The following is a 16,104-nucleotide window of genomic DNA, read 5'->3' as shown; positions in this document are numbered from 1 at the left end:
ACGGCGCTCCAAACCATTCGCGATTAACTGACGGCAACCCGATCGGGGGTTGCCTGCCGAGGACACATGATGGCTGACGAGATGAATACCCAGGACGACCAGGCACTGGCCGATGAATGGGCTGCGGCCCTGGAAGAAACCGGTGAAGGTGGGCAGGACGACATCGATGCGCTGCTGGCCGCCGATGCCGCCAGCTCGTCTTCCAACCGTTTGCCGATGGAAGAATTCGGCAGCGTACCGAAGAACAACGAACCGGTAAGCCTGGAAGGCCCGAACCTGGACGTGATCCTCGATATCCCGGTGTCGATCTCCATGGAAGTCGGCAGCACTGACATCAACATTCGCAACCTGCTGCAACTCAACCAGGGTTCGGTGATCGAGCTTGATCGCCTGGCCGGCGAGCCGCTGGACGTACTGGTCAACGGTACGTTGATCGCCCACGGCGAAGTGGTGGTGGTCAACGAGAAGTTCGGCATCCGCCTGACCGACGTGATCAGCCCAAGCGAACGCATCAAGAAGCTGCGCTGAGTGAAAAAGGTTCTGGGTTACCTGCTGTCGATGGCGCTGTCGGGCGCGGCCCTGGCGGCCGAGCCGGCGGCGACCGCTGTCGCTGCACCTGCCGTCAACGGCGGCGTCGCGGGGCAACTGACGCAACTGGTGCTCGGTCTGCTGCTGGTGCTGGGGTTGATCTTCTTCCTCGCCTGGTTGCTGCGCCGGGTTCAGCAGGCCGGGCCGGCCGGCAAAGGGCAGGTGATCGAACTGATCGGCTCCCGCGCGCTCGGTCCGCGTGACCGCCTGATGCTGGTGCAGGTCGGCAACGAGCAGATCCTGCTCGGGTTGAGTCCGGGCACCATCACCGCGTTGCATGTGCTCAAGGAGCCGGTGCACGTGCCGGTCACCGAGAAAGCCACTCCGGAGTTTGCCCAGCGCCTGATGGAGCTGATGGGCAAGGATCAGAAGGATAAGAAGTAATGGGTGCGCTACGCATCGTCTTGACCCTGGCCCTGATGCTGGCGGCGCCGCTGGCTTTCGCCGCGGACCCGTTGTCGATTCCGGCCATCACCCTGGGCACCAATGCCGAGGGTGCGCAGGAGTATTCGGTCAGCCTGCAGATCCTGCTGATCATGACCGCGCTGAGCTTCATTCCGGCGTTCGTCATGCTGATGACCAGTTTCACCCGGATCATCATCGTCTTCTCGATCCTGCGTCAGGCCCTGGGCCTGCAGCAGACGCCGTCGAACCAGATCCTCACCGGCATGGCACTGTTCCTGACCCTGTTCATCATGGCGCCGGTGTTCGACCGGGTGAACCAGGATGCCTTGCAGCCGTACCTGGCGGAAAAACTCACGGCGCAGGACGCGGTGGCCAAGGCCCAGGTGCCGATCAAGGACTTCATGCTTGCCCAGACCCGCAGCAGCGATCTGGAACTGTTCATGCGCCTGTCCAAGCGCACGGATATCGCGACGCCGGACCAGGCGCCGTTGACCATTCTGGTGCCGGCGTTCGTCACGTCTGAGCTGAAAACCGCGTTCCAGATCGGCTTCATGATCTTCATTCCCTTCCTGATCATCGACCTGGTGGTGGCCAGTGTACTGATGGCCATGGGTATGATGATGCTCTCGCCGCTGATCATTTCCCTGCCGTTCAAGATCATGCTGTTCGTGCTGGTGGATGGCTGGGCCTTGATCATCGGCACATTGGCGAGCAGCTTCGGCGGTGTCTCGCCATGACGCCGGAAGTCGCGGTAGACATCTTTCGCGAGGCGCTGTGGCTGACCACCATGATGGTGTCGGTGCTGGTGATTCCCAGCCTGCTGGTCGGCCTGCTGGTGGCGATGTTCCAGGCCGCCACGCAGATCAACGAACAAACCCTGAGTTTCCTGCCGCGCCTGCTGGTGATGCTGGTCACCCTGATCGTTGCCGGTCCCTGGATGGTGCAGACCTTCATGGAGTACATCATCCAGCTGTACCACAACATTCCGCTGGTCATCGGTTAAGCCATGTCATCGCTGCTGCAGCTGACCGATACCCAGATCAGTACCTGGGTGGCGACGTTCATGCTGCCCCTCTTTCGCGTCGGTGCACTGTTGATCGTCATGCCGGTTTTCGGGACGAAGATGGTGCCCACGCGCGTGCGGCTGTATTTGGCGCTGGCCATCACCGTCGTGATCGTTCCAGGGCTGCCGCCGATGCCTCCCGTCAACGCGCTCGACTTGAGCGCGCTGCTGCTGATCGCCGAGCAGATACTCATCGGTGCCGTGCTGGGGTTTTCGCTCCAGCTGTTTTTCCAGGCTTTTGTTGTGGCGGGGCAAATCGTCGCCGTGCAAATGGGGATGGCGTTTGCCTCCATGGTCGACCCGACCAATGGCGTATCAGTGGCCGTGATCGGACAGTTTTTCACCATGCTGGTGACGCTGTTGTTCCTGTCCATGAACGGCCACCTGGTGGTGTTCGAAGTCCTCACCGAAAGCTTCACCACGCTGCCGGTCGGTGGCGGGTTGATGGTCAATCATTACTGGGAGCTGGCCGGCAAGCTCGGCTGGGTGCTCGGTGCAGCGCTGATGCTGGTGCTGCCGGCGATCACTGCGTTGCTGGTGGTCAACATCGCGTTTGGCATCATGACCCGGGCTGCGCCGCAGTTGAACATCTTCTCCATCGGTTTTCCGCTGACCCTGGTGCTCGGTCTGTTCATTGTCTGGGTCGGCCTGGCGGACATCCTCAATCAGTATCAACCGCTGGCCTCCGAGGCCCTGCAGTTTTTACGCGAACTGGCACAGGCGCGCTGAGTCATGGCTGAGAGCGAAAGCGGTCAGGACAAGACAGAAGACCCCACGGAGAAAAAGAAAACGGACGCCCGTGAAAAGGGTGAAATCGTCCGCTCCAAGGAGTTGAACACACTGGCCATCATGCTCGCCGGCTCCTCTGCGCTATTGATTTTTGGCGGGGCGCTGGCGCAAGACCTGATGGAGTTGATGCGGCAGAATTTCTCTCTGTCGCGGGAAGTCATCCTCGATCAGCGCTCGATGAGCACTTACCTGATGAGCTCGGGGCTTAGCGCGTTGCTGGCCATTCAGCCGATCATGATTACCCTGGTACTCGCGGCGTTTCTCGGGCCGATATCGCTGGGGGGATGGTTGTTTGCGGCAAGTTCTCTGGCGCCGAAATTCAGCCGGATGAACCCGTTGGCGGGTCTCAAGCGGATGTTCTCGGTCAAGGCGCTGGTCGAGTTGCTCAAAGCGTTCGCGAAATTTCTGATCGTACTGATCGTCGCCCTGACGGTGTTGTCTTCAGACATCGATGACCTCATGCGTATCGGCCATGAGCCCATGGAGATGGCCATCATCCACTGCTTGCAGGTGGTGGGCTGGAGTACGTTGTGGATGTCGTGCGGGCTGCTCGCCATCGCGGCGGTGGACGTGCCGGTGCAGCTCTGGGAAGGCCACAAGAAACTGCTGATGACCAAGCAGGAAGTGCGTGACGAGCACAAGGATCAGGAGGGTCGGCCGGAGGTCAAACAGCGGATTCGCCAGTTGCAGCGCGAAATGTCCCAGCGGCGCATGATGGCGGCGATTCCCGAGGCTGACGTGGTCATTACCAACCCGACTCACTACGCGGTGGCGCTCAAATACGATCCGGACAAAGGCAGCGCGCCGGTGCTGCTGGCCAAGGGCAGTGACTTCCTGGCCCTGAAGATCCGTGAAATCGCCGTGGCCAACGAAGTACTCCTGCTGGAATCGCCGGCGCTGGCGCGTTCGATCTATTACTCCACGGAGCTTGAGCAGGAAATCCCTGGCGGCCTGTACCTCGCTGTCGCCCAGGTGTTGGCCTACGTCTATCAGATCCGCCAGTACAAGGCGGGCAAGGGCAAGCGGCCGGATCCGTTGAAGGATGATTTGCCGATTCCGCCGGATTTGCGGCGCGATTCCTGACGCCCCGAAGTCAATAACCCACAGGCACATATCCTTTTGAGCCGTTGCCGCTGGTGGCAAATCGACAGGCAAAGGTCGAACCGGCCTGGCTTCCAGATGAATTGAACCCGCTTGGTGGAAACGATGAGTCGTTAGTTCGGCGCCACAGGATTGATAGGTGATGCGAATTTTTCCGGGAAGGCTCCTCTTATATTACCGATTTCAAATTCATGTCGATGTAACGCTCTGGAGGTCCTCGCGAAATCTCGGGCGGGTATTCCTTCATGGTGTAATTCGAATTCTAATTTTGATAAAAGGTTTTGGCGATTTCTTTCGTCAATCGCAGGGGGCACCATGTTGCGTGCAAATTTTCTATCGGCCGAAGTTAGAGTTTTGGGTTTAATTGCGCTGTAGGCGAGGTCCTTCAGTGTAAGTTCTGCGGGATATTGAATGGCCGGGTAGCCTGGACGCATCAGCGTCATTGTGTCATCAAATTTTTCGAGGAATGTGACTTCAGTGTTTCGTTTTTTAAAAACTGTCGTTTTTTGGGAAAATGAGCCGTCAGCTAGCGTTGTTCTTTTTGATATACTTTTTATTTTAGTGGTTATTCTCTCGGCAGAAGCAATGGTCACGTCATCGATCGAGGAGCCTTTACTAAAGATGAGTGTTGAACTGATGATTTTCATAGTGGGGTTATGCCCATTTTTGTCCATGAAATTGATCGGATCACCCAGGCAATAACAGTATGGATTCAGCCCGCCCCTGCCAAATGGACTGAAACTGTCCCTGTCCGGGCTATTGAAACGCATCAACGCGGGATTGAATGCTCGATACCCATTCCCTAACAAATACAATCCGGTTACTGGATCTGGCCGCTCTCCATTGAAGCCCAGGAGGCTGAGCCATCCACTTTCAGTCTGGCGATGTCCATAAGGGGTGTAAGAGACAAGTGGCTCTGATTGATCGATATTGAGCGTTCGAAGAACCGAGCGTTGTTGATCGGTAGCCAGCAAGGTGCTGTCGAGCGTATCCCCCTCGCATCGAAGTTGTGTGAGCAATTCTTCTTCGTGCTGAAAAATTGAGTAGGCAATCGCGCCATGTATTTCGCTGGCCAATCGGTTTTTGCAGTAAAAGCGCTGATGGACCGGCTCATTCGGCAGCGCATGGGCGATCAACCGATCGAGTGAGTCATAGCGATACTGGCAGAGCGTAGTTACACGTGCCGGTTGCATAGGTGGGTCCTCGGAAGTGCTGGCGCTCAGTATCCGGTTAATAATGAGAATTGAGTACTAGCAGATCTGATAGGTAGGCCGGCATCGGCCGGTTCGTTCGTATTCAGCCCATCCCCAGGGGACCCGCATTCCCGTTGCCGACAAAAGTTGGAAGGCTTCTTGCAGTAGCCGCTCTGCGCCTGCTGCTGGCGTCAAAAGTTTGCTTTAAAGGAACGGGGAAAACCGGTGGATCGCACTCAGTTACTCAACACTGCTCGCACGAACATGGCAGACCTCAGTCGAGGCAATCTGGGCGTGCCGCTGTTGCTGCTGGTCATGCTGGCCATGATGATGCTGCCAGTGCCGCCGTTCCTGCTGGACGTGTTCTTCACGTTCAACATCGCGTTGTCGATCGTGGTCCTGCTGGTGTGCGTCTACGCCTTGCGGCCCCTGGATTTTGCGGTGTTCCCGACGATTCTGCTGGTGGCGACCCTGTTGCGACTGGCGTTGAACGTGGCTTCCACACGGGTGGTCATGCTCCACGGCCAGGACGGTCATGCCGCGGCGGGCAAGGTGATCCAGGCGTTCGGCGAAGTGGTGATTGGCGGCAACTACGTCGTCGGTATCGTGGTCTTCGCGATTTTGATGATCATCAACTTCGTCGTGGTGACCAAGGGTGCCGGGCGGATTTCCGAAGTGAGCGCACGTTTCACCCTCGATGCGATGCCCGGCAAGCAGATGGCGATCGACGCCGACTTGAACGCCGGCCTGATCGATCAGCCCCAGGCCAAGGCCCGTCGCGCGGAAGTGGCCCAGGAAGCCGAGTTCTACGGCTCCATGGACGGTGCCAGCAAGTTCGTGCGCGGTGACGCCATCGCCGGCCTGCTGATTCTGTTCATCAACCTGATCGGCGGCATGGCGGTCGGTATCTTCCAGCACGGCATGTCCTTCGGCGATGCCGGCCGGGTTTACGCCCTGCTGACCATCGGTGACGGTTTGGTGGCGCAATTGCCATCACTGTTGTTATCCACAGCGGCGGCGATCATGGTGACCCGTGCTTCCGGTTCGGAAGACATGGGCAAGCAGATCAATCGCCAGATGTTCGCCTCGCCGAAAGCCCTGGCTGTGGCAGCCGGTCTGATGGCGGTGATGGGCCTGGTGCCTGGTATGCCGCACGTCTCCTTCCTGAGCATGGCGGCCCTGGCCGCAGGCGGTGCCTACCTGTTCTGGAAAAAGCAGAACGCCGTCAAGGTCCAGGCCCTGCAAGAGGTCAAGCGTCAGCAGGAACTGCTGCCATCGCCTGCCCGCGCCATGGAAACCAAGGAGCTTGGCTGGGACGACGTCACGCCCATCGACATGATCGGCCTGGAAGTCGGCTACCGCCTGATTCCGCTGGTGGACCGTAACCAGGGTGGCCAGTTGCTTGCGCGGATCAAGGGGGTGCGCAAGAAGCTCTCCCAGGACCTGGGCTTCCTGATGCCGACCGTGCACATCCGTGACAACCTCGACCTGGCGCCAAGCGCCTACCGCCTGACCCTGATGGGGGTCATCCTGGCGGAAGCGGAGATTTACCCGGATCGCGAACTGGCGATCAATCCGGGGCAGGTCTATGGCACGCTCAACGGGATCAACGCCAAGGATCCGGCTTTCGGCCTGGAGGCGGTCTGGATCGAAATCAGCCAGCGTGCGCAGGCGCAATCGCTCGGCTACACCGTGGTCGATGCCAGTACCGTAGTTGCGACCCACTTGAACCAGATTCTGTACAAGCACTCCAGTGAGCTGATCGGCCACGAAGAAGTGCAGCAACTCATGCAATTGCTGGCCAAGAGCTCGCCGAAACTGGCCGAGGAGCTGGTGCCGGGCGTGGTGTCGCTGTCGCAGTTGCTCAAGGTTCTGCAGGCGCTGTTGGCCGAGCAGGTGCCGGTGCGCGACATCCGCAGCATTGCCGAAGCCATCGCGAACAATGCCGCCAAGAGTCAAGATACTGCCGCGCTGGTGGCCGCCGTGCGCGTTGGCGTATCCCGCGCAATCGTCCAAAGCATTGTAGGGACTGAGTCCGAGCTGCCAGTTATCACTCTGGAGCCCAGGTTGGAACAAATTTTGCTCAATAGTCTGCAGAAGGCAGGACAAGGCTCGGAAGAGGGCGTTTTGCTGGAGCCAAGCATGGCTGAGAAGCTGCAGCGGTCGTTGATCGAAGCGGCGCAGCGTCAGGAAATGCAAGGTCAACCGGTCATCCTGCTGGTGGCGGGTCCGGTCCGCGCGATGCTGTCGCGATTCGGCCGCCTGGCAGTTCCCGGTTTGCACGTGTTGGCTTACCAGGAAATCCCTGACAACAAGCAAGTGACCATCGTTGCGACAGTAGGGCCCAATGGCTGAGGTAGTGGTTTATGCAAGTTAAGCGTTTTTTCGCCGCCGATATGCGCCAGGCCATGAAACTGGTTCGTGATGAGCTGGGCGCTGATGCCGCCATCATCGGCAACCGCCGGATCGCCGGTGGTGTCGAGCTCACGGCAGCCCTGGATTACAAGCTGTCGGCGCTGGCCCCGCGCGTTCCGAACATGGAACTCGAGGATGAGCTGCGCAAGACCCAGTCGCGGATCGTCAACGCCCAGGCCGAGTTGAGCCTGCGCAACGAGGGCGAGAGCGACAAGTCGACCAATCGCCAACTGTTCGCCGGCCTGCCGCTCACCGCTGCCGAGCCACTGATCGAGCCGACCTACACCGAGCCGCGCCGTGCGGCACCTGCCCCGGCACCGGCGCCTGCCGGCGTGGATCCGCGGGCATTGGAATCGATGCGTTTCGAGCTCAACAGCCTGCGCGAGCTGATGGAAGTCCAGCTCGGCTCGCTGGCCTGGAGCCAGATGCAGGGCAATGCCCCGGCACAGGCCAACCTCTGGCGTCGCCTGCAGCGCATCGGTTTGTCCGGTCCGTTGTCCCGCGACCTGCTGGCGTTGATTTCCGACGTCGAGGAGCCTCGCCAGGCCTGGCGCATGTTGCTGGCACACCTGGCTCGGATGATCAGCACGCCGGAAGTCGAGCCGCTGGAAGAAGGGGGTGTGATTGCCATGGTCGGTCCGGCCGGCATGGGCAAGACCACCACGCTGGCCAAGCTGGCTGCCCGTTACGTGCTCAAGTACGGCGCGCAGAGCATTGCGCTGGTCAGCATGGACAGCTACCGCATCGGCGCTCAGGAGCAACTCAAGACCCTTGGGCGGATTCTCAATGTGTCGGTGACCCACGTCGATCCGGGCCAGTCCCTGGTGCAGGCGCTGGATCCCCTGCTGCGCAAGCGCGTGGTGCTGATCGATACCGCAGGCCTGCAGGCCAGCGATCCGGCCCTGCGCATGCAGCTTGAAAGCCTGGCCGGTCGTGGCATCCGGGCAAAAAATTACCTGGTGTTGGCAACCACCAGCCAGAAACAGGTTCTAACGGCTGCTTATCACAGTTACAAGCGCTGCGGGCTCGCTGGCTGCATCCTGACTAAACTGGATGAAACGGCAAGTCTGGGCGAGGTGTTGAGCCTGGCAATCAGTCATGAGTTGCCGGTGGCTTACCTGACCGATGGCCCGCGGATTCCGGATGACCTGCATCTGCCGCGTCGTCATCAACTGGTCAGTCGCGCCGTCAGCGTGCAAATGCAGGAAGAACCCAGCGAAGAAGCCATGGCTGACATGTTCGCTGATATCTACCACAGCCCGACCAAGCAGGTCGGCTGAGGTAATGAACATTTTTTGTACCTACATCGATGGTCTGCCAGGCATTGTTCCGTTTACGAACGCGCAGCCAGTAATGTGGCCTCCGTCTATGCAAGACAAGGTAAAGAAATAACATGGGCAGCATGCATCCCGTACAGGTGATCGCGGTGACCGGCGGCAAAGGTGGCGTCGGGAAGACTAACGTGTCAGTGAACTTGTCCCTGGCCCTGGCTGAGCTTGGCCGGCGCGTCATGCTGCTGGACGCCGACCTGGGGCTGGCAAACGTCGACGTTCTGCTGGGCCTGACACCCAAACGCACGCTGGCCGACGTGATCGAAGGCCGCTGTGAGCTGCGTGACGTATTGTTGCAGGGGCCCGGTGGCATCCGCATCGTCCCGGCAGCGTCCGGCACCCAGAGCATGGTGCACCTGAGCCCGGCCCAGCATGCCGGCCTGATCCAGGCGTTCAGCGATATCGGTGACAACCTCGACGTGCTGGTGATCGACACCGCTGCGGGTATTGGTGACTCGGTAGTCAGCTTCGTTCGCGCCGCGCAGGAAGTGCTGCTGGTGGTCTGTGACGAGCCGACCTCCATCACCGATGCCTACGCGCTGATCAAACTGTTGAACCGCGACTACGGCATGAACCGCTTCCGCGTCCTGGCCAACATGGCCCAGAGCCCGCAGGAAGGGCGCAACCTGTTCGCCAAGTTGACGAAGGTCACGGATCGCTTCCTGGACGTCGCCTTACAATACGTCGGCGCGGTGCCCTACGACGAAAGCGTGCGCAAGGCCGTCCAGAAGCAGCGCGCCGTCTACGAAGCCTTCCCGCGTTCCAAGTGCTCCCTGGCCTTCAAGGCCATCGCACAAAAGGTCGATACCTGGCCGCTGCCCGCCAATCCGCGTGGGCACCTGGAGTTTTTCGTCGAGCGCCTCGTGCAACAAACGGCAGGACCCGTGCTATGACAGCCAGCGGTTACAACCTCTACAAGAAGTCGGCGCGTGACGCGCAGTACGAGCTGATCGAGCGTTACGCGCCACTGGTCAAACGCATTGCCTACCACTTGCTGGCGCGTCTGCCGGCCAGTGTCCAGGTCGAAGACCTGATCCAGGCCGGCATGATCGGCCTGCTGGAAGTATCGACCAAATACGACGCCAGCAAAGGCGCCAGTTTCGAGACGTACGCGGGCATTCGAATCCGCGGCGCCATGCTTGATGAAGTGCGCAAGGGGGACTGGGCGCCACGTTCGGTCCACCGCAATACCCGCATGGTCAGCGACGCGATTCGCTCGATTGAAGCTAAAACCGGCCGTGACGCTAAAGATCACGAGGTTGCGGCCGAACTCCAATTGAGTCTCGACGATTATTACGGGATTTTGAACGACACCCTGGGCAGCCGGTTATTCAGTTTCGACGATCTGTTGCAGGACGGCGAACACGAAGGGCTGCACGAGGATGGCGCGAGTGCTCATCTCGAGCCGTCACGCGACCTGGAAGATGAACGCTTCCAGGCGGCGTTGGCGGACGCGATTGCCAATTTGCCGGAGCGCGAGCGACTGGTGTTGGCGCTGTACTACGACGAAGAGTTGAATCTCAAGGAAATCGGTGAAGTCCTGGGGGTCAGTGAATCTCGGGTCAGCCAGTTACACAGCCAGTGCGCGGCCCGTTTGCGGGGGCGTTTGGGGGAGTGGCGAGCGCGCTGAAGGCAGTGTGGGGACACTGCGAACGTGGCTGGTGTGGTGTTGAACCACGCCGGTCTCGATCTGTTGTGCTCCAGACAGTCATTGAGTGCTCTGCCGAATTGATTGAAATGGCGCGTCCAGGTGCTGGGCGCGTTTAAGACTGCTTGGAGGTCGAATTGGACAAGAACATGAAAATCCTCATCGTTGATGACTTCTCAACGATGCGGCGGATCATCAAGAACCTGTTGCGTGACCTTGGGTTCACCAACACGGTCGAGGCTGACGATGGCACCACCGCCATTCCGGTTCTCAACAGCGGAAGCATCGACTTTCTGGTCACCGACTGGAACATGCCCGGCATGACCGGTATCGATCTGCTGCGCCACGTGCGCGCCGACGAAAAGCTCAAGCACCTGCCGGTACTGATGGTGACGGCTGAAGCCAAGCGCGAGCAGATCATCGAAGCGGCCCAGGCCGGTGTAAACGGTTATGTGGTCAAACCCTTCACGGCCCAGGCGTTGAAAGAAAAAATCGAGAAGATTTTCGAACGCATCGGTTGAGTCACGGCGCCACGGGGGAGCTATGGACCACAAAGAATCTTCACAGGGCGACTTTGAGTCGACCCTGAAAAAACATGCGGTCGAACTGGTCGAAAGCCTTGAAAAAGGCAAGTTCGGCGACGCGGTGCAACTGATCCATGAGCTCAATCAGACCCGTGACCGCGGCCTGTATCAGGAAGTGGGCAAGCTCACCCGCGAGTTGCATAGCGCGATCGTCAATTTCCAGATCGATCCGAACATGCCGCAAGCCGAGGAAGTGTCCCAGATCACGGATGCCACCGAACGCCTGGGGTATGTTGTCAAGCTGACAGAGGCCGCTGCCAATCGCACCATGGACCTGGTCGAGAGCTCAACGCCCCTGGTCAACAGCCTGGGCGATGAAGCCCAGGCGCTGAGCACCGACTGGGGGCGCTTCATGCGTCGCGAGGTCGGGGCCGAGGAGTTCCGCGAGCTGGCACGGCGTGTCGACGGTTTTCTGGCACGCAGCAGCACGGACAATCGGGCGGTGTCGAGCAACCTCAACGACATCCTGCTCGCGCAGGATTACCAGGACCTCACCGGCCAGGTGATCAAGCGTGTCACGCAATTGGTCACTGAAGTTGAAGCCAACCTGCTCAAGCTCGTGCTCATGGCCAGTCAGGTGGACCGCTTTGCGGGCATCGAACATGACCGTGAAGCAATGCTTGCAGAAAAAGATCCACAAAAACATCTCTCTCAGGGTGAAGGTCCACAGATTCATGCCGATAAAAGAGAAGACGTTGTGTCCGGTCAGGACGACGTGGACGATTTGCTATCCAGCCTGGGCTTTTAACATTCAGGCATTTTAGGTTTTTGGGTTTTTAGACCTGTAGGAGCACACCCTTAATGAGCTTCGGCGCCGATGAAGAGATCCTTCAGGATTTCCTGGTTGAGGCCGGCGAGATTCTAGAGCAACTGTCCGAACAGCTGGTCGAGCTGGAAAGCCGACCTGATGATGCGGACTTGCTCAATGCAATTTTTCGCGGTTTTCACACTGTAAAAGGGGGCGCCGGCTTCCTTCAGCTCAATGAGCTGGTGGAGTGCTGTCACATCGCCGAGAACGTGTTCGACATCCTGCGCAAGGGTGAGCGCCGCGTCGACTCGGAATTGATGGACGTGGTTCTCGAAGCGCTGGACTCGGTGAACAGCATGTTCGGCGAAGTCCGCGATCGCAGCCCGATCACGGCTGCCACACCTGAATTGCTCGCCGCCCTGGCGCGTCTGGCCGAGCCGCAATCGGCCGATCAGGCCGCGCCGGTGGCCGACGTGGTGGAAGCGCCACAGGCAGCGGCCGCCGAAGCCGAGTCGGGCGATATTACCGATAACGAATTCGAACAACTGCTGGACTCGCTGAACGCCGTCAAGGCCGAGGCCGAGGCACCGGCAGCTGCTCCGGTCGCAGCGTCCGACGCGGCCAGTGATGAAATCACCGATGCCGAGTTCGAGTCGCTGCTCGACCAGCTCCACGGCAAGGGCCAGTTCGCCGCCGACGCGGTGGGCGCAGCGCCAGCCGCTCCGGCCGCCGCCGCGCCGAAAGAGCCGGGCGACAGCTCCGACATTACCGACGACGAATTCGAGGCATTGCTCGATCAGTTGCACGGCAAGGGCAACTTTGCGGTCGACGCACTGGAGTCGGCCATCGCGTCGGTCCCGGCCTCGGCTGCGCCAAGTGCCGCCGCGGCGGGCAGCGACCTGATCACCGATCACGAGTTCGAATCGCTGCTCGACGATTTGCACGGCAAGGGCAAGTTCACCGATGTCGCCAGCGGTGCCGCCGCTTCTTCGGTCGCCACCCCCGCTGCCAAGGCACCGGCTGCCAAGGCTGCCGAGCCCAAGGCCGAAACGCCCAAGCCTGCGCCCGCGCCGAAGCCTGCCGCTGCACCGGCACCTGCCCGGGCCGCCGCCGCAGCCCCTGCGGAAAAACCGGCCAGCGAGGCCGAGACCACTGTGCGGGTCGACACCGCGCGTCTCGACGAAATCATGAACATGGTCGGTGAGCTGGTGCTGGTGCGCAACCGCCTGGTGCGCCTGGGTGCCAACAGCGCCGATGAAGCCATGTCCAAGGCGGTGTCCAACCTCGATGTGGTCACGGCCGACCTGCAGACCGCGGTCATGAAGACCCGGATGCAGCCGATCAAGAAGGTGTTCGGGCGTTTCCCGCGTCTGGTCCGCGACCTGGCACGCCAGCTCAAGAAAGAGATCAACCTGGAGCTGGTCGGCGAAGAAACCGACCTCGACAAGAACCTCGTCGAGGCCCTGGCCGACCCGCTGGTCCACTTGGTGCGCAACGCGGTCGACCACGGCATCGAGTCGCCGGAAGAACGCGAAGCCTCGGGCAAGGCCCGTGGTGGCAAGGTCATCCTCGCCGCCGAGCAGGAAGGCGACCACATCCTGCTGTCGATCTCCGATGACGGCAAGGGCATGGACCCGAACGTCCTGCGCGCCATCGCGGTAAAACGCGGGGTGATGGACAAGGATGCGGCCGATCGCCTGAGCGACACCGAGTGCTACAACCTGATTTTCGCCCCGGGTTTCTCGACCAAGACCGAGATCTCCGACGTGTCGGGTCGTGGCGTGGGCATGGACGTGGTGAAGACCAAGATTTCCCAGCTCAACGGTTCGATCAACATCTACTCGACCAAGGGCCAGGGCTCGAAGATCGTCATCAAGGTGCCGTTGACCCTGGCGATCATGCCGACGCTGATGGTCATGTTGGGCAACCAGGCGTTTGCGTTCCCGCTGGTGAACGTCAACGAGATTTTCCACCTCGACCTGTCGACCACCAACGTGGTGGATGGCCAGGAAGTGGTGATCGTGCGGGACAAGGCACTGCCATTGTTCTACCTCAAGCGCTGGCTGGTCAGCTCCGCCGCTCACGAAGAGCAGCGCGAGGGCCATGTGGTGATTCTTTCGGTGGGCACCCAGCGGATCGGCTTCGTCGTCGATCAACTGGTGGGCCAGGAAGAAGTGGTCATCAAGCCATTGGGCAAAATGCTGCAGGGAACCCCGGGCATGTCGGGCGCCACCATCACCGGTGATGGCCGCATCGCGCTGATTCTCGATGTTCCGAGCATGCTCAAGCGTTACGCCGCACGGCGTATTTGATTCAGGGGGAGCGGGGCGACCTAGCCTCGCTCCCGCCTAACGGAGTGTTTATGGTAGTCAAGGTCCTGGTGGTGGACGATTCGGGTTTTTTCCGCCGCCGCGTCTCGGAAATTCTTTCAGCGGACTCCAATATCCAGGTCGTCGGTACGGCGACCAATGGCAAAGAGGCGATCGATCAGGCGCTGGCCCTCAAGCCGGACGTGATCACCATGGACTACGAGATGCCGATGATGGATGGCATCACGGCGGTGCGGCACATCATGCAGCGCTGCCCGACTCCGGTGTTGATGTTCTCCTCACTGACGCACGAAGGCGCCCGGGTCACCCTGGACGCGCTGGACGCCGGTGCGGTGGATTTCCTGCCGAAAAATTTCGAAGACATCTCGCGTAACCCCGAGAAGGTCAAGCAACTGCTGTGCGAGAAGATTCTCAGCATCTCGCGCAGCAACCGTCGTGTCAGCGCCTACAGCGCACCGGCACCGTCGCCCGCGCCGACTTCCGCGCCCACCAGCGCCAGCAGTTATGGCAGCGCTGCGCCCGTCCGTGCGGCCATCACGCCGTCCCGGACCCCTGCGCCTGCCCACGCACCGGCACATGCAGTGTCTTCGCCGGCGCCCAAACGCAAAGCCTACAAACTGGTGGCCATTGGCACGTCCACGGGCGGCCCGGTGGCCCTGCAGCGGGTGTTGACCCAGTTGCCGGCCAATTTCCCGGCACCGATCGTGTTGATCCAGCACATGCCGGCGGCCTTCACCAAGGCGTTCGCCGAGCGTCTGGACAAGCTGTGCCGAATCAGCGTCAAGGAAGCCGAGGATGGCGACATCCTGCGTCCGGGCCTGGCACTGCTGGCGCCGGGCGGCAAGCAGATGATGATCGATGGCCGCGGCGCGGTGAAAATCCTGCCGGGCGACGAGCGTCTGAACTACAAGCCATGCGTGGACATCACCTTCGGTTCCGCGGCCAAATCCTACGGCGACAAAGTTCTGGCGGTGGTGTTGACCGGCATGGGCGCCGACGGCCGCGAAGGTGCGCGCCTGCTCAAGCAGGGCGGCAGCTCGATCTGGGCCCAGGATGAAGCCAGCTGCGTGATCTATGGCATGCCGATGGCTATCGTGAAGGCCGAGCTCGCCGACGCGGTGTACGGCCTCGATGACATAGGCAAGCACCTGGTCGAGGCGTGCATCTGATGGACGTACTCAGCCTTATCGGGATCATCATGGCGTTCGTCGCCATCATCGGCGGCAACTTCCTCGAGGGCGGTCACCTCGGTGCCCTGGCGAACGGCCCTGCGGCGCTGATCGTGCTCGGCGGGACCATCGGCGCGGCGCTGCTGCAGTCGCCCATGAGCGCCTTCAAGCGCGCCATGCAGATTCTCGGCTGGATTCTGTTCCCGCCCCGCGTGGATTTGGCTGGCGGCATCGACCGCGTGGTGAACTGGAGTCTGACCGCACGCAAGGAAGGTTTGCTGGGTCTGGAAGGGGTGGCGGACGCCGAACCTGACAGCTACTCGCGCAAGGGCCTGCAGTTGCTGGTCGACGGTGCCGAGCCGGAAGCCATCCGCAGCATTCTGGAAGTGGACTTCTACACCCAGGAAAGCCGCGACATCGAAGCGGCCAAGGTCTTCGAAAGCATGGGCGGCTACGCGCCGACCATCGGCATCATCGGTGCGGTCATGGGCCTGATCCACGTCATGGGCAACCTGGCCGATCCGGCGAACCTGGGCAGTGGCATCGCCGTGGCGTTCGTCGCCACCATCTACGGCGTGGCCAGTGCCAACCTGGTGCTGCTGCCGATCGCGGCCAAGCTCAAGTCCGTTGCACTGCGCCAGTCGCGTTATCGCGAAATGTTGCTGGAAGGCATTCTGTCGATTGCCGAAGGCGAAAACCCTCGCTCTATTGAGTTGAAGCTTCAGGGCTTCATGGATTGA

The 16,104-nt window shown here is 60.5% G+C and carries 16 protein-coding genes; 15 read left to right on the top strand and 1 reads right to left on the bottom strand.

Annotation, left to right across the window (positions count from 1 at the left end):
* Positions 1–69 precede the first annotated feature (69 nt).
* From fliN to flhB, 6 genes are read left to right on the top strand one after another with little or no spacing between them, the layout of a single operon-like run.
* Complete coding sequence (gene fliN, locus ACM6IM_RS13100; RefSeq protein ID WP_201189725.1) at positions 70–528, top strand: flagellar motor switch protein FliN; 459 nt, start codon at positions 70–72, stop codon at positions 526–528.
* Positions 529–972: a flagellar biosynthetic protein FliO gene (fliO, locus tag ACM6IM_RS13095; RefSeq protein ID WP_192302119.1), complete on the top strand. Its 444-nt coding sequence runs from the start codon at positions 529–531 to the stop codon at positions 970–972.
* Positions 972–1,730: a flagellar type III secretion system pore protein FliP gene (fliP, locus tag ACM6IM_RS13090; RefSeq protein ID WP_053156624.1), complete on the top strand. Its 759-nt coding sequence runs from the start codon at positions 972–974 to the stop codon at positions 1,728–1,730. The genes fliO and fliP overlap by 1 nt, the downstream gene beginning before the upstream one ends.
* On the top strand, positions 1,727–1,996 hold the full coding sequence (gene fliQ / locus ACM6IM_RS13085) for a flagellar biosynthesis protein FliQ (protein WP_414865338.1): 270 nt from the start codon (positions 1,727–1,729) through the stop codon (positions 1,994–1,996). Before fliP ends, fliQ begins: the two co-directional genes overlap by 4 nt.
* Positions 1,997–1,999: 3 nt before the next feature.
* Positions 2,000–2,785 (top strand): flagellar biosynthetic protein FliR, encoded by a 786-nt coding sequence (gene fliR / locus ACM6IM_RS13080; RefSeq protein WP_414865337.1) that lies wholly within the window; start codon positions 2,000–2,002, stop codon positions 2,783–2,785.
* 3 nt (positions 2,786–2,788) lie between these two features.
* Entirely contained in the window at positions 2,789–3,928 is a 1,140-nt protein-coding gene (gene flhB / locus ACM6IM_RS13075; protein WP_414865336.1) for a flagellar biosynthesis protein FlhB, read from the top strand.
* Positions 3,929–4,059: 131 nt separating this feature from the next.
* Here the strand turns inward: flhB and ACM6IM_RS13070 are convergent, their stop codons facing one another.
* A complete protein-coding gene (locus ACM6IM_RS13070) occupies positions 4,060–5,139 on the bottom strand; it encodes an RHS repeat-associated core domain-containing protein (RefSeq protein WP_414865335.1) in 1,080 nt (359 codons plus the stop codon).
* Between the two features lie 225 nt (positions 5,140–5,364).
* Between ACM6IM_RS13070 and flhA the strand changes: the two genes are divergently transcribed.
* The 9 genes from flhA (at position 5,365) to ACM6IM_RS13025 (ending at position 16,104) form a co-directional block, all read left to right on the top strand.
* The gene (gene flhA / locus ACM6IM_RS13065) at positions 5,365–7,494 is read left to right on the top strand and encodes a flagellar biosynthesis protein FlhA (RefSeq protein ID WP_192302115.1); all 2,130 of its coding nucleotides are present in this window, start codon (positions 5,365–5,367) and stop codon (positions 7,492–7,494) included.
* Positions 7,495–7,505: 11 nt separating this feature from the next.
* A complete protein-coding gene (flhF, locus tag ACM6IM_RS13060) occupies positions 7,506–8,834 on the top strand; it encodes a flagellar biosynthesis protein FlhF (RefSeq protein ID WP_414865334.1) in 1,329 nt (442 codons plus the stop codon).
* 113 nt (positions 8,835–8,947) lie between these two features.
* Entirely contained in the window at positions 8,948–9,778 is an 831-nt protein-coding gene (fleN, locus tag ACM6IM_RS13055; RefSeq protein ID WP_008001746.1) for a flagellar synthesis regulator FleN, read from the top strand.
* Entirely contained in the window at positions 9,775–10,515 is a 741-nt protein-coding gene (fliA, locus tag ACM6IM_RS13050) for an RNA polymerase sigma factor FliA (protein WP_007894214.1), read from the top strand. The genes fleN and fliA overlap by 4 nt, the downstream gene beginning before the upstream one ends.
* 167 nt (positions 10,516–10,682) lie before the next feature.
* Positions 10,683–11,054 (top strand): chemotaxis response regulator CheY, encoded by a 372-nt coding sequence (locus tag ACM6IM_RS13045; RefSeq protein ID WP_003183998.1) that lies wholly within the window; start codon positions 10,683–10,685, stop codon positions 11,052–11,054.
* 22 nt (positions 11,055–11,076) lie between these two features.
* Positions 11,077–11,865, top strand: coding sequence for a protein phosphatase CheZ (locus tag ACM6IM_RS13040; protein WP_414865333.1), 789 nt, complete (start codon positions 11,077–11,079; stop codon positions 11,863–11,865).
* A gap of 53 nt (positions 11,866–11,918) precedes the next feature.
* On the top strand, positions 11,919–14,177 hold the full coding sequence (locus ACM6IM_RS13035) for a chemotaxis protein CheA (RefSeq protein ID WP_414865332.1): 2,259 nt from the start codon (positions 11,919–11,921) through the stop codon (positions 14,175–14,177).
* A 50-nt stretch (positions 14,178–14,227) separates the two neighbouring features.
* The gene (locus ACM6IM_RS13030) at positions 14,228–15,364 is read left to right on the top strand and encodes a protein-glutamate methylesterase/protein-glutamine glutaminase (protein WP_414865331.1); all 1,137 of its coding nucleotides are present in this window, start codon (positions 14,228–14,230) and stop codon (positions 15,362–15,364) included.
* Complete coding sequence (locus ACM6IM_RS13025; RefSeq protein ID WP_192302110.1) at positions 15,364–16,104, top strand: flagellar motor protein; 741 nt, start codon at positions 15,364–15,366, stop codon at positions 16,102–16,104. Before ACM6IM_RS13030 ends, ACM6IM_RS13025 begins: the two co-directional genes overlap by 1 nt.

Source organism: Pseudomonas sp. IT-P12, assembly GCF_949767465.1.
Lineage (GTDB): Bacteria > Pseudomonadota > Gammaproteobacteria > Pseudomonadales > Pseudomonadaceae > Aquipseudomonas.
Note: the sequence above shows the minus strand (reverse complement) of the source record. Positions and strands in the feature narration are given on the sequence as shown.